The sequence below is a fragment of the Lentilactobacillus kefiri genome (genome assembly GCF_009739535.1).
Lineage (GTDB): Bacteria > Bacillota > Bacilli > Lactobacillales > Lactobacillaceae > Lentilactobacillus > Lentilactobacillus kefiri.
The window spans coordinates 1,558,485-1,571,869 of record NZ_CP029971.1 but is presented as its reverse complement, the minus strand read 5'-3'; the positions used below and the strand labels follow the sequence as shown (position 1 = coordinate 1,571,869).

The 13,385-nt window shown below is 43.0% G+C and carries 13 protein-coding genes, 1 tRNA gene and 1 riboswitch; of the genes, 8 read left to right on the top strand and 6 right to left on the bottom strand.

The window, feature by feature from the left end; all coding sequences use genetic code 11:
- Positions 1–71: 71 nt before the first annotated feature.
- A complete protein-coding gene (locus DNL43_RS07380; protein WP_054769603.1) occupies positions 72–410 on the top strand; it encodes a hypothetical protein in 339 nt (112 codons plus the stop codon).
- A gap of 190 nt (positions 411–600) precedes the next feature.
- Here DNL43_RS07380 and DNL43_RS07375 read toward each other — a convergent pair.
- The 3 genes from DNL43_RS07375 to DNL43_RS07365 all read right to left on the bottom strand — a co-directional run bounded on the left by DNL43_RS07375 (position 601) and on the right by DNL43_RS07365 (position 2,126).
- Positions 601–672 (bottom strand) — tRNA-Arg (locus tag DNL43_RS07375).
- A gap of 46 nt (positions 673–718) precedes the next feature.
- Positions 719–1,687 (bottom strand): IS30 family transposase, encoded by a 969-nt coding sequence (locus DNL43_RS07370; protein WP_054769923.1) that lies wholly within the window; start codon positions 1,685–1,687, stop codon positions 719–721.
- Positions 1,688–1,796: 109 nt separating this feature from the next.
- Positions 1,797–2,126, bottom strand: a complete 330-nt coding sequence (locus tag DNL43_RS07365; RefSeq protein ID WP_054769604.1) for a hypothetical protein — start codon at positions 2,124–2,126, stop codon at positions 1,797–1,799.
- 172 nt (positions 2,127–2,298) lie between these two features.
- Here DNL43_RS07365 and DNL43_RS07360 point away from each other — a divergent pair, with 172 nt between their 5' ends.
- From DNL43_RS07360 to DNL43_RS07350, 3 genes are read left to right on the top strand one after another with little or no spacing between them, the layout of a single operon-like run.
- Positions 2,299–2,946: an NAD(P)H-hydrate epimerase gene (locus DNL43_RS07360; RefSeq protein WP_056980882.1), complete on the top strand. Its 648-nt coding sequence runs from the start codon at positions 2,299–2,301 to the stop codon at positions 2,944–2,946.
- Positions 2,947–3,002: 56 nt separating this feature from the next.
- On the top strand, positions 3,003–3,566 hold the full coding sequence (locus DNL43_RS07355) for a M15 family metallopeptidase (protein WP_056980883.1): 564 nt from the start codon (positions 3,003–3,005) through the stop codon (positions 3,564–3,566).
- A 23-nt stretch (positions 3,567–3,589) separates the two neighbouring features.
- Positions 3,590–5,470 carry an FAD/NAD(P)-binding protein gene (locus DNL43_RS07350; RefSeq protein ID WP_056980884.1) on the top strand — a complete coding sequence of 627 codons (1,881 nt, stop codon included), beginning with the start codon at positions 3,590–3,592 and terminating at the stop codon, positions 5,468–5,470.
- Between the two features lie 214 nt (positions 5,471–5,684).
- Here DNL43_RS07350 and DNL43_RS07345 read toward each other — a convergent pair whose 3' ends face one another.
- Positions 5,685–7,382 (bottom strand): hypothetical protein, encoded by a 1,698-nt coding sequence (locus tag DNL43_RS07345; protein WP_082619672.1) that lies wholly within the window; start codon positions 7,380–7,382, stop codon positions 5,685–5,687.
- Positions 7,383–7,763: 381 nt separating this feature from the next.
- Positions 7,764–8,393: an LVIS_2131 family protein gene (locus DNL43_RS07340; RefSeq protein ID WP_056980885.1), complete on the bottom strand. Its 630-nt coding sequence runs from the start codon at positions 8,391–8,393 to the stop codon at positions 7,764–7,766.
- Between the two features lie 215 nt (positions 8,394–8,608).
- Between DNL43_RS07340 and DNL43_RS07335 the strand changes: the two genes are divergently transcribed.
- On the top strand, positions 8,609–9,544 hold the full coding sequence (locus DNL43_RS07335) for a linear amide C-N hydrolase (RefSeq protein ID WP_054769605.1): 936 nt from the start codon (positions 8,609–8,611) through the stop codon (positions 9,542–9,544).
- On the opposite strand, the gene DNL43_RS07330 is transcribed toward DNL43_RS07335, so the two are convergent.
- The gene (locus DNL43_RS07330; protein WP_054769606.1) at positions 9,536–10,342 is read right to left on the bottom strand and encodes a Cof-type HAD-IIB family hydrolase; all 807 of its coding nucleotides are present in this window, start codon (positions 10,340–10,342) and stop codon (positions 9,536–9,538) included. The genes DNL43_RS07335 and DNL43_RS07330 overlap by 9 nt on opposite strands.
- A gap of 108 nt (positions 10,343–10,450) precedes the next feature.
- A riboswitch (TPP riboswitch) is annotated at positions 10,451–10,540 on the top strand.
- 135 nt (positions 10,541–10,675) lie between these two features.
- Between DNL43_RS07330 and DNL43_RS07325 the strand changes: the two genes are divergently transcribed.
- From DNL43_RS07325 to DNL43_RS07315, 3 genes are read left to right on the top strand one after another with little or no spacing between them, the layout of a single operon-like run.
- Positions 10,676–11,266, top strand: a complete 591-nt coding sequence (locus DNL43_RS07325; protein WP_056980886.1) for an ECF transporter S component — start codon at positions 10,676–10,678, stop codon at positions 11,264–11,266.
- A 17-nt stretch (positions 11,267–11,283) separates the two neighbouring features.
- Positions 11,284–12,714, top strand: a complete 1,431-nt coding sequence (locus tag DNL43_RS07320) for an ATP-binding cassette domain-containing protein (protein ID WP_056980887.1) — start codon at positions 11,284–11,286, stop codon at positions 12,712–12,714.
- Positions 12,711–13,364: an energy-coupling factor transporter transmembrane component T family protein gene (locus DNL43_RS07315; RefSeq protein WP_056980888.1), complete on the top strand. Its 654-nt coding sequence runs from the start codon at positions 12,711–12,713 to the stop codon at positions 13,362–13,364. The genes DNL43_RS07320 and DNL43_RS07315 overlap by 4 nt, the downstream gene beginning before the upstream one ends.
- Positions 13,365–13,385: the final 21 nt, after the last annotated feature.

Genomic DNA, 13,385 nt, shown 5'->3' with positions numbered 1-13,385 from the left:
TTATTGATATCATGTAAAAATGACTCCCTGCGATTAATTGTCGGGAGTCATTTTTAAAGGAGAGATGCTAAATGTTTTATTATCTATGCGCTGCATGGACCACAATCAGCGCAGCAGTTAGTCTAGGATTTTCCATCCAAGCGTACACAAAAGCAAAGCCTCAATACAATGAGGCGCGTACCAATGCAAAATACGCCATATCAAGAAGTTTTGCATTGTTCATATTAAGCTTGGGATTATTTGTGTTTACCTCTGAACCATATTTAGTTGCCTTAACAACAATCATGATACTAGTCCAATTGTTTGACGGAATTATCGGAATCAAAATCAACTTACTTAAAACATTAGGGCCACTACTGACTGCATTTGGAAACTTCTACGTGCTAGTCGTTTTTTTGCTAAACGACTAACCATCACGAATCCTGGATTGTTGTTTCATCCACTTTTGATTTGGTACACCCCCATCCTGCAGACCTAAAAGTATTACTAATCAAAGCGAGACATTTTGATGAAGATGGAGTTAACTTTTAAATTTTAGAAACACAAAAAGCCGCCAATCTCTCAGCGACTTTCCTTATCAAACTCGATTCAATTCACTTATGCGTCCCCCGAGAGTCGAACTCGGATCATGAGGACCGAAATCTCATGTGCTATCCATTACACTAAGGACGCCTTACATCATTTAATTATAGCGTTTTTTGCATCTTCAAATGTCAAATTAAGTTAGAAATTTTAGCTGCTCATCAGTGATTTGATTTACGAATGCCTCAAGTGGTGTTTGATAATTGAGACTTTTTCTGGGAATATGGTTCCGTCGACTAGCAACAGCCTGGACAAATTCATCTGATAGCTGGTCCATGATGAGATCATGGTGCAACCCATCCTTACGAAGTAAGTTGTTGGTGTTTTCATTCAACCCACGTTGATTGGGTGCTCCTACAGCGGCAAAGTAAATATTTAAATCAAACTGGTTAGCAATCGTTCGCCAACCGGCGAACTCCTTACCATTATCAAACGTGATGGACTTAAACAAGTGGCGTGGCAGCTTCGTCAACCAGGCTGCTAAACTACGATTGACGTTTTGTGATGACTTGGTATGTGAATTCAAAACAATTGCGACCTTGGTCTGCCGTTCAACCAGTGTGGTTACGGCACCCTGATGGTTTTTGCCTTGAACCGTGTCGCCTTCTAAATGACCGAATTCTCGTTTAAAATTAGGATAGTCCTGATAACGGGTTTTTAAATCTCTGCCCAATTGCCCAGCTTTTCCTCGTCGTTCAACGTACCCATTAGGGTGACGCTGACCATGCATGGGTAAATCTTTGGCGAACAAGCCAAAAGCATCATGTTTGAAAATGCGATATAGGGTTCGTACGCCGCAGCTAAAAGAACGTTCGTGGCGATTAATAATTGTATCTGGTTGCCACCCCGCTTGAATTTTGGCTTGGATATAAACCAGTTCATCAGGGGCTAGTTGAATGGGCTTACGCCCACAATGTTGTTTGTGCCGTCGATAATGTTGTTGGTAATCAATAAGCGTACCGCCAGCGTCAAGAAAACGATAGATGCGATAAACGGTTTCAGCACTCCGGTGGAGTGCTGGTGCTACTCGGTAAGCCTTTTTATTGAGCTTCCAAAAGGAATAAATTGTAGTGAGTTCGTCTATGGTAAGATGAGTATAGGTCATTTGTGATCAGCCTTTCTTTTGATTTCAACACTCAAAAGTCTATCACAAATGGCTTTTTAAATTTCTAACTTAATTTTACAAACAGGGCATATTAATACAACCGGCAACCTTATGAAAATTCTGCAGCAGCTTTGTCGGCTTGGTCTTCCAAGTACCACATGAGTTTGTTACCGTCTTTTTTAAAGTCATCTTCAAATGAATCACCCATTGGTGGAATCGACTTCAGTAACTCATGGTGCACACTCTTAATCTGAATTTCTTTGCCAACTAATTCACCGGTATCGTAATGGCCTTCTTCGGCTTCATCCAAATAACCTTGAAAAGCATCTTCAATAACCTGCTTCATGAGTCCGTCCCTGGTTGTTTCCGGGTGACGGGCTTTTTCAATGGCAAATCGATCTTCAAACTCACTCATATTTTCTGGATAATCTAACGACATAATCGTACCTCCAACTTTTCTCTTACAACTATTATAAAGCAGGAAAATAAGAAATTACACGGATAATGTTTATGGAACTGCTAAACAGGCGCTTTGTACTTGCAATTAAGTTGCCAATAGCCCACCATATAGGGTGTAAACTACTTTCATCATTAATATGGGAGGTAATATGATGACACAATCAATTACAGTAGAACAATCACGGGAATTGGATGATAAAACCATCAACAAAATCGGTATTCCATCCATGGTTCTCATGGAACGGGCCGGATTAAAAATTTATCAAGATATGCTCGATAACAAGGAACTTAATTTAGACAATGTATTAATCTTAGCGGGAACTGGTAATAATGGCGGTGACGGCTTAGTCGTTGCCCGACTACTCGAAACCCACGGCTACAAGGTCTCAATCTTAACTGTCGGCAATCCTGACCACGCAAGCGAGGATCACAAGAAGCAAGCCCGCATTTGCGACTACTATCAGATTCCAAAGGTCTTCATGAATGCCAACTTTGATAAATACACAACCTTGGTCGATGCCTTATTTGGCAGTGGTTTATCCCGCAATGTGGGTGGCGATTTTGCGACCGTTATCGACAACGCAAATGGATCCGCACCAAAGATTCATGCAATCGACATTCCATCCGGCTTGAACGGGGACACCGGTGAAGTAATGGGAACCGCCATCAAGGCAGCCTCAACTTCAACCATCGCATATCCAAAGGTCGGCATGCTCAAAGATGAAGCTAAACCGTACACCGGTAAAATTTATGTGGACGATATTGGCATTTATCGTGGAAATACATTTGAAAATGCATAATTATTAATATATTATTTACTTAACTAGAATTCTCTAATACTAGCGGAGGTGCCCTCATGACTGATAAGAAAACGCAAGGCTACATTAACGTCCACGATGTTGATCCAGACATCATTGTTGACTTGAAGTACGCGACAACTGATAATTTTACCCATCAGGTTGTCTATGATTTTGACCAGGCAATTTCTCGAATCGATACCGTTCACAAGCTTGCCAAAGCAAGTAAGGACCTCAAGAGTCAAGGGTACCGAATCAAAATTTGGGACGCCTACCGGCCAACTTATGCGCAAAAGCGGCTGTTTGAAGTTTACCCCGACCCAATCTGGGTTGCCGAACCGGATCCAAACTTCAGTCACCAAAAAGGGGTTACCTTTGACCTCACATTAACTGATTTGAATGGAAACGACATCGAGATGCCGACAACATTTGATGATTTTGACGGCCGGGCCAAGCGAAGCGAAAAAGCGTCATGGACACCGACAGCCCAAAAGAACTACGATATTCTTAACGAAGCAATGAAAAAAGCCGGTTTTGACGGTTATGAGAATGAATGGTGGGATTTCCGCGATTCAGAGATGGACGAATTCGGTCCATTAGAGGTTGATCCAAAAGATTACTAAATTGAGATAGTGGGAGTAATGATATGAGAGTTGGAATTATTGGAGCTGGTCCACGGGGGATCTTAGTGACCTCCCAGTTGTTTAATCAGTACAAGTATCACAGTGAGCAAACCGAACCATTGTCAATCACGCTGTTTGACCCAATGGGCATTGGCGGCCGGGTTTGGCGAACCGACCAATCAGATGAATTGATCATGAACAGTGCAGCTGACCAAATTACGTTATTTACGGATTCATCAGTTGATATGTCGAGCAAAGTCTACGATGGCCCTTCTTTGTTTGAATGGGCAAGAAGTGACGAGGCTAATTCGTACCTCGCCAACAACGGATATTCATCCGACATCATCGCTGCAGCTGCTCAACTCAAGATTAACGGCTATGCCCCCCGAGTTTTATTTGGTGCCTACATCAAGTGGTTCTATGCTGACCTGTTAAGTCAACAGCCAACCGAAATTTCAACTTCATTGATGAAAGCCCAAGTGACTGATTTGTCATATGATGACGACCACAAACCGGTTATCAAGACAGATGAAGGCACCTACACTTTCGACAAAGTTGTCATGAGCCTCGGTCAACAAGACAACTACCTCAACGATGATGAACAAAAGCTTGCGGAATACGCCCAGAAAAATGCGTTGAATTACGTTGCCCCAACTCATCCCGGTGATGCCGATTTAAGCGGTGTCCCAGCTGGTGAACCGACAATTGTCCGTGGCCTGGGTCTGAGCTTTATCGACTATGTCACTGAGCTGACTCTCGGCCGTGGCGGCCACTACATGCAAAATGAAGATGGCAGTCTGTTCTATCAACCATCCGGCAGAGAGCCGCGAATTATTGCGGGCTCTGGACGTGGCATCCCCTATTACCCAAAGCCAATCAACGAAAAAGGTTATGGCGAAACCGCATCACCAAAATTCCTGACTAAAGAAAATATCAAAAAGAATTCTAAGGACGGCAAGCTGCCATTTGATAAATTCATGGACCTGCTTTTGTCTGACTTGGAGCTGGTTTATTACAAACTGACGATTAATGACAAATACCCATATGAAAATTCCAATGAATTCGAAAAAGCCTTTATCAGCAATCCTGATAAGGATGCCGTTCTCAAACAATTTGGCTTCCAAGAAGAGGATGCATTTGAATGGGACTACATTATCAATCCGTTCAAAGACGTTCACGCGGTTGGAACTGAGGATTATCAAACCGTTATTATCAATTGGCTGAATGGTGAAATCAAGGACTCTCTCAAGGGTTCCAAGACCGGTCCTCTGGCAGCTGCCAGAGACTTACTGCGGGACTTCCGACCCGTATTCCGGCAAATGATCGTTGACGACTGCTTCACTAATCAGGACTACGTTGAAAAGTTCCTGGGTAATTTGGACTCAGTCATCAACTTCTTAATCATGGGACCACCCGTTGTTCGGAGCAAACAATTATCCGCATTAATTCGCAGTGGTGTTGTAACTATTTTGGCACCCGGCATGCAGGTAAAGGGCCAGGATGGCTGGTTCGTAACTGCCTCACCAAAACGAAATACGGATAAGTTCCGATCAACGACCTTGATTGAAGCCCGGGTACCAAAGGCCAACCTTGGTATCACGGCAAACCCAATTCTGGAAAGCTTGGTTAACGCCCAACTTGCCCGTTCTCATCAACTAAAAATTGGTGACAAGGACGTTGATATCCATGCAGTGGATGTTAATCCAAGCACTGACCAATTGTTGGATGCCGGTGGCAACGTTCAATCAAACGTCTATCTCTGGGGCTCATCACTTGATGGACTGCGGTACGTAACGAATGCCGCCCCACGGCCAGGCGTCAATGACACCAACCTCCAGACAGCTGATAAATTAGCTGCGGAAGTATTGGGGTTACCGACTGCAAATGATGTTGCAATGGATTAAATAAAATATTTGTCTTTCTAAACGGCACAGACTCGAAGTTCTATCGAGTCTGTGCCGTTTAACTTTATCTAATCCCTTGTTTAAACAAAAAGAGCACCACCTTTTGGCGATGCTCACGGGTTGCCGTTATTACGATTAAACAATCGTAACTTTGAGTCCCCCAGTTTCAGTAATTCAGTTTGCAATTATGAAAACTATATCAGTAATATCTCAATTAGTTGTCTGGATAAACAATGTCATAGTATGCCTTAACCGGAGTCCCGATTGTTCCGGAATCAGTTGTATTAATCTGATACTCAACTTTGTTCCAGTCAGCCAATGACCCAATATATTCAGGTTGAGTGCTGTCGCTACTTAATCCCGGGTAGTTTGGCGAAACGAGGGATTTCAGTGCGGTTCCTTGAATATATGACATCAATTGTTTCTCAGTGAATTTGTTACCAGGTGTTCCGACAAATCCTTTAAAGTTCTGATTCTTAAGCCTGTATTGGGTTTTAGCCTGGGTTTCAAGCTTGGCATCGATAGATTTAGCAGCTTCTGTTCTTTGGATATATGGATCGGTATCTGGGAAGTTATTCTTAAGCCCCTCGAGCCAATCATGAACGATATTCGGATTAGTATCGATATCCGATGGAGAAACTTTAATGGTGTTATTTGTCGGTGAGGCCTGCCCCTTGGCAGGATGATCAACGTACACTGCGTCTTTCGGAAGTGTATAGACAATCTTCGTATCTGGATAGCCGTCCTTGACCGGTGTCAACAGATGTCTGGTTTCATTGGATTGACCAATCTGACCAGCGTATGGAAGAATTGTACTGAACTTGTCCGTTGTTGGTAAGACTTTGTTTCCACCGCCATTACCATTACTGTTATTGTTACTGCCGCCACCGTTGTAATTGATCTTATTAACCACAACGTTCACGGAATAGCCAAATTTGGTGGCCCCAATATCTGCCAATTGAGCTGGGCTTAGATTATTAAGCTCATACTGGGTGCCTGCCAAAGCATTCTTAATTTGAGCAGTAATGTTTGTTTGATCCTCTGAGCTAATTGTCCAAGTATTGTTGGCAAACGTCCCGAAGAACGTTCCTCTCTGGGCACCGTCTCTGGTATACGCAAACGTCTTGACAACAATCGAGTGATTATCCGGATCGACCAAATTGATTTGAATGGCATTATCCGCAATTGGATTTTGGACGGTCATCTTTAACCCACTCATCAGAATCCACCCAGCTGCAGGTGAATTGGCGTTATTGATATCATAAATGTGAACCCATCGATCATTTTCACGAGTTCGGTTACCAACCTTGTCAATTTTAAAGATCTTATCCGCATATGGCGTTGAGTCAGTGATTGCCCGGCCAATCTTATACTGCGTATATAGTGGCTGTTTGTATGTGACTGTTTTGCCATCATTCGCAGTTCCAGGATTTGCCAGCTTATAGTTGGCATTTAATTGGTCCTGACTCAAAGTATCAATGGTATTGATGTCGAAGGTCTTAAATTGATCCAGACCACCTGCAAATTCTCCAATACTCTTACCACCATAAATCCAGCCACGATACTGTTTATCAAAGGTAACAACTTTAAAATAAACCGACCCGCGGCTAGTTGTCGCAACTCGATAAGCTCGGACATTATTTGTTGAAAGGCTTGAGTTTGCTAATCCGCTCAAAGTCGCTGTGGAAGCAACTTTCTTAGCTCCACGCAAAGTCCCCGCTTTGGTGAAGAGCGCGTTATCTCCCGTGAACGTGACGTTTCGACTCTGCGGCAGAGTACGCAGTGCTTTGTTCGACGTTACCTTTACACGCGACTTGGCACTGGCACTTTGAGCGCCAAGACCCCCAACTGCAGCAACGAATCCTAATACAGCAACAGAAACAAACAAAGACTTCTTGAGATCTAATTGCATATATATCCCTCCTTAGGTAACTATTCCATATCTGTACATTAATATGAACAAATTCATTATAGTTTCAGAGGAATCATTATACAACCCCTTTTTAAGCCTTCGTCACATCCTGTAGCCGATCGTTAATATTTTCAAAATAAAAAGCCAGCGAAGAATGTTTGAGATTTCTTCGTTGGCTTAACTTTGTTTTGTTCTATTGACTCTAAGGACAGCAAATAAACTCAGATTCTGAGGCTTGAGTTCTCATGTTATTTTGAGGGCCAGGCTGCTCTGAGGACGGCTCCGACAACCCTGCTTCCTGCATCTAAGCAAAACAATTGGAAGAAAACAAGAAACGTTTTCTCCCAATTATTCCGACTTAGCTTCCAGAAGCACCCGGGCTTAGTCGCCCACTACATCCATAAACGACTTATCCGGTATTCTGATTAAACTGAATCGGTCGGCTTGTCTGCCCGCATGTAATCCGATTCCGTTGAACAAATTCTTCTTATACGTGGTTGTTACCGTCGCAACCCACGCTTTTTGATATCTGGTATCCAAATGGTTCAGCCACTCTTTATTCCATTTGTAGGTTTCGGCTTGAATATTCAAGTTGCTCTTACCATAAACCACAGTGGCATTTGTACTGTTTACCAAATACTTACCGCCATCAACGTAAAACGTATAGTTTTGAATTGGCTTTCGTCCCGTTCCGTTTTGGACCGTTACATAATCAGACTGGTCGTCACGGTAACGAATGATCAACGGTTTATACGTATAACTGGTAGTAATCCGGCTTTGATCCATCTTTTTGACATCCAGGAAAAATGTTGAATAAGACATTCCCCATAAGAACAGCAAAAAGGCAGCCAATTCACCAAAGGAAATCCAAAAATTACGCCAGGTGAAACTCTTTTTTTCAGTCACGATTAACCGCAGGCGACGTGCCCGCATATCGTGAATAATATATGCAAAATAAACAATTAGGAGCAGCCATAAAGCCATTCCCACTAAATTCCAGGCGGATTTCATAATCATTCCCCTTTTTACCTATTTGTTATTTCAAGTTTACACTAATTTATTCTCGAGTGCGAGTCAGACCAGCCACAATCCGTTGTTAAATTTGCCAACCCATCGATTTCAGATCAACAAATCCAGCGAAATAGCCGGCAGCCATCACTCACAAAAATCGTGTTATATTTGATGTATAAATAATGAACTAAAAATCAGTCAACGAGGTGACTCATATGTGCACCAGCTTAACATTGGAAACATTAAATGAACACGTCTTACTTGCCCGCACCATGGACTTCCCGGTCAAGGCGGCTTGGAAGCCGGTCTTAATTAATCAGCCCAATTATGAAACCGCTTTATCAGGGACCCGACCAATCAAATATCCTTATATTGGTGGTGGCCGGACCGAAGAAAACAACAATATTTTGGTGGCCGACGGCGTCAATACCCAGGGGCTAAGCTGTGCCGAATTGATGTTTCCGCTTAAAGCCCATTACTTGGATAAAGAGGTCGAAGGCAAGCTCAACTTAACTCCCCAAGATTTCTTACCGTGGGTTCTTGGGGAACACGCTTCTCTTGAAGACGTCAAAGCCGACCTTGATAATATCGCTTTAATCGGCAAATATTGGCTTGCCGGCCGGGAAGTCTTTTCTTTTCACTGGATTCTCACCGATAAATCAGGCCAAACGCTGATCCTGGAACCAACGGTCAATGGCCTGGAAGTTATCGAAGACTCGATCGGGGTCATGACCAATTCGCCAACCTATCCGGAACATATGAACCGATTGGAAAAGAAGCTCGGTGTCACAGACAGCTCTGAACTGGTTGATAAAGCTCGACAGATTATTATGAGCCAACATTTACCAAAAGCCACCAACACGCCAACAACCCGGTTTCTGGTAGCCGCTGTCAACAAGCTTGGTGTTCAGGAAAGCCGGAATCAATTTGAAGCTCGAAACCGCCTGTTCAATGTCTTGGATGAAGTCGCCATCCCTTACAAACCGTCGATGAACGACCATCCGAATTTCAACTACACCCACTATATTTCTGTGCTGGACTCAACGGATCAGACTTACTACTTCAGGTATCACGACTCCGATCAGCTGCTGAGCTTCTCATTAAACGACTTAATTGATTTATACCCAAATACCAGCCGATTTTTAGCCTAAATACTCGTCAATCTTACGTTGAACACCGTCATCGTTATTCGAATAGTCGGTGACTTTTTCAACCTTTTGAAGTAAATCTGCTGCCGAGTTCTTCATGGCATAACCTTCTTTGGCAGCGTTGACCATTTCAAAGTCATTGCCGTTATCTCCAAAGGCGGCCACGTCATCAAGGCTTAATCCCCATGCGTCAAGCAGCATCTCAACGCCAGTCAGCTTGTCAGTTCCGTCGGCCATGATATCAAGGCCGTTCATTCCTGAAGAAATGGCATTTAACCGACCGCTGAACTTGTGGTTAAATTCGTCTTGGCGTTTAAGAACGCCGCCTTCTTCCCAGGTAACGTCAATTTTATAAATTGAATCAAATATCAACCGTAAGTCGGTCATTGACTGCATGTTTTCGTAGAAATATTTGGATGCTTGGAAACGATCTGAATCTTCCGGCAGGTTGCAGTATGTGCCGTTTCTGCCGACTAAAATAATTTCCGCACCGGCAAAGCTTGGTTCGCTGGTCATCCAATCCAAAGCCTTTTTTAAAATCAAATGATCAATAATTTCTTCGTGAACAATCACGCCACGTTCATCAATCACCAAAGCTCCGTTGTTACATACGTAGGAGATTGGTCCTTTAACATTCTTGAACAATCCCAACAGGTGCTGGTATTGATTACTGCTGGCCGAGATAAAGTGCATCCCTTTTTCACCCAGCTTATCCAATTGTTTTTGAAATTTGTCCTCATCAAAAGTTCCCTGATCGTTTAAAAAAGTTCCGTCCATGTCGCTTGCAATAACTTTCACCACAATGGCTCCTCCTAAATAATTCATATTTCGAAAATGGTTACAATTCTATTTTAAGGGAATAGTTTCGTTTGTAAATTAATTTTATATCTTGTATACTAAATTTGATCATACAACTATCTGGGGTGCCTTATTGGCTGAGAAAAACCCATCGAACCTGATCTGGACAATACCAGCGAAGGGAGCATGCTCCGTTGTATTTAGATGGATAAATTGCAATTAGATGATTTTCTGAGGCCAGGGCAAAACAACAGTTTTGTTCCTGGCCTCTTTGTGTGCTCAGCTATAAGGCTTTCCAGGATCGAATTGATCAAAATTTTATTTGGAGGTCTTGTTATGGATAACAAGAGTCAAGCAACCGGCGGCAAAAAGCAAAGCCAATGGACGCTTAGAAACATTATTTTGATTGCATTAATTGCTATTTTTACTGGTATTATTTTTTGGGGAGCCGGCTTCCTGTACACCGGTCTGACCGTTGTTCTTACCCCAATTGGAATGGCTCCGTTTGCCAATGACCTCTTAATGGGTCTCTGGTGCATGGCCGGCCCACTGACAGGATTTATTATTCGGACATTCGGTTCAGCCTTTCTTGGTGAGTTCTTGGGAGCTTCCGTTGAAGTCTTTCTTGGCGGCCAATGGGGTGCTGGTGCCTTTATCTCAGGCTTGGTTCAAGGGATTGCCTCTGAACTTGGGTTTACCTTCACCGGCTACAAACGTTATGACTGGGTTGGTTTAAACGCCTCAATCTTCACAACGGTTGTTGTCACTTTCGCCTGGGACATGATTCGTAATGGTTACGATAAATTCAGTTTACCGCTTCTCTTAGGTTTATTTGTTACCCGTTATATCTCAACCTTCATCTTTGCCGGCGTTTTGACTAAGATGATTGTTAAATTGTTGGATCGTAGTAAAGCAATCAACTTGTAATAATAGGGGCTTTGATTATGACTGATGTTTCGATTAACCATTTCACTTTCCATTATCCGGATAGTGACGTTAAGGTATTGAACGATATTAATATCACATTCAAAAGTCATCACTTCTCACTGCTTTCCGGCCCTTCAGGAAGCGGCAAATCAACATTGCTGTATTTCATTGCGGGACTTTATCCGCATTTTAGCGGCATCGATGCCGTCGGTGACATTAAGTTTGGCGATACCAACATTAAGGATATTCCGCGACAAGATGTCAGTAAGTCGGTCGCAATGATGTTCCAGAATCCCAATCAGCAGTTCGCCATGGATACGGTCATTCATGAAATGACGTTTGTATTGGAAAACTTGCGAATTGAACCGGCTAAAATGAAAGATATCATTACCCACGCATTGGAATTTTGTGACATCCAAAAGCTCCGCTCACGGGTCATCAACACCCTGTCCGGCGGTGAAAAGCAGAAAGTCGCACTGGCTTGTATCGTTGCCATGGATCCGCAGGTCACCGTGTTGGATGAACCGTTTGCCAGCATCGATCCCGGTTCACGAGTGGATTTGATCAACAAATTAAAGATTTTACAGGAAAAACACGGTAAGACCATTATCTTGGCTGATCATGATTTAACCAGCTATCAGAATTTGGTTGATGAATTCTATTATTTGGATCCTGATACTCATAAAATCAGCCTTTTGGATGGTGAACGTGCCGAACACTTCTTCAAGAATTTTGAATCAACTCAAACGATTAACAAGAAAGTTGCCATTCCCTCCGGTGATGAAAATGCCATTATCAAAATTAATGATTTCAAATTGCTGCCTCACCATTCCCTATTGTTGAAGCTGGCACACTTTGATTTCTATAAACAAAAAACGACTTTGATAACCGGTGCCAACGGAATTGGTAAGTCGACGCTGTTTAATGCGCTGACCAAATTGTTGCCGTATGAAGGCACAATTGCATTTGACGGCAAGGACATCAAGAAGATCCGCCCGCTGCCCTATGCCAAGCATGTCACGCTGCTTTTCCAAGATGCTGAAAATCAATTTTTGAATATCACTGTCAAAGAAGAGTTGGATCTTTCACTGGCTAATCGAACCAACACCGATTATTCACAGGCGGACGTGGACGACATGCTGAACAAGTTGGACATGGCCGGAAAAGACGACCGGATTGTCTACTCGTTAAGTGAAGGTCAAAAGAAGAAGCTTCAGATTATCGAAATGTTAATCATGAATCCACCGGTATTACTGATGGACGAACCATTCAAAGGACTGGACTACCATTCGTTGGAAGTCGTTGTTGGCTTTTTAAACCGGGCCAAACATGACTTCCACCAAACTCAGATTGTGATCTCACATCAATTGTCCGGTCTGGATACCCTGATTGATTATCATGCGACGTTCAAAAATCAAAATCTGGCTTACCAGGAGGTTATCAAATGAATCCTGGAATGAAATTATTACTCGTTATGTTAATTGCTTTGGAGATTTCATTTACCCAAAGCCTGGTTGTTAACTGCATCCTGATTGCAGTGAGTCTGGTCTATATTCTGACCCAACACGTTAGTATGAAAGCCCTCTTTGGGATTATCTTCTGGCCACTGTTCCCAGCGGTTGGACTGTTCGTATCTCAATGGCTGTATGGTAGTGCTGGGATTCATTTTGCCTGGATCCTGTTCACCCGGATCTACGGATATGTATTTTTGGGTGCCACCTTCACGCTAACCAGCAGTATCACCGACCTGTCACTCACTTTGGAACAGGATTTTCACCTGCCTTCCAAATTTGCCTATGGGGTTCTGGCCGCATTTAACTTGATGCCAAAGATTGTTGAAGAAGTCCAGATCATCAAGACCTCAGCGCTCATGCGTGGAGAGGCCCTGCACTTCTGGTCACCGAAGCTGTACTTTAAATCAATCTTGTCATCAATCCAATGGTCACAGAACCTTGCCGAGGCGATGACCTCTCACGGCTTTGTCGAAGATTATCCTCGGACCCACTATAAAGTCATTCGAATTACAGCACTTGACTGGATATTGTTTGTTGTCCTATTCATCATTGTTCAAGTCCTGCTGTTCTTTATTCGATACTAAACGCTGATATTCCAACATTTC

Coding starts and splice junctions, on each gene's coding strand:
- DNL43_RS07315 (WP_056980888.1), top strand. CDS start 12,711: ATGAATCCTGGAATGAAATTATTACTCGTTATGTTAATTGCTTTGGAG.
- DNL43_RS07320 (WP_056980887.1), top strand. CDS start 11,284: ATGACTGATGTTTCGATTAACCATTTCACTTTCCATTATCCGGATAGT.
- DNL43_RS07365 (WP_054769604.1), bottom strand. CDS start 2,126: ATGTCGTTAGATTATCCAGAAAATATGAGTGAGTTTGAAGATCGATTT.
- DNL43_RS07345 (WP_082619672.1), bottom strand. CDS start 7,382: ATGCAATTAGATCTCAAGAAGTCTTTGTTTGTTTCTGTTGCTGTATTA.
- DNL43_RS07355 (WP_056980883.1), top strand. CDS start 3,003: ATGACTGATAAGAAAACGCAAGGCTACATTAACGTCCACGATGTTGAT.
- DNL43_RS07350 (WP_056980884.1), top strand. CDS start 3,590: ATGAGAGTTGGAATTATTGGAGCTGGTCCACGGGGGATCTTAGTGACC.
- DNL43_RS07335 (WP_054769605.1), top strand. CDS start 8,609: ATGTGCACCAGCTTAACATTGGAAACATTAAATGAACACGTCTTACTT.
- DNL43_RS07325 (WP_056980886.1), top strand. CDS start 10,676: ATGGATAACAAGAGTCAAGCAACCGGCGGCAAAAAGCAAAGCCAATGG.
- DNL43_RS07340 (WP_056980885.1), bottom strand. CDS start 8,393: ATGAAATCCGCCTGGAATTTAGTGGGAATGGCTTTATGGCTGCTCCTA.
- DNL43_RS07380 (WP_054769603.1), top strand. CDS start 72: ATGTTTTATTATCTATGCGCTGCATGGACCACAATCAGCGCAGCAGTT.
- DNL43_RS07370 (WP_054769923.1), bottom strand. CDS start 1,687: ATGACCTATACTCATCTTACCATAGACGAACTCACTACAATTTATTCC.
- DNL43_RS07360 (WP_056980882.1), top strand. CDS start 2,299: ATGACACAATCAATTACAGTAGAACAATCACGGGAATTGGATGATAAA.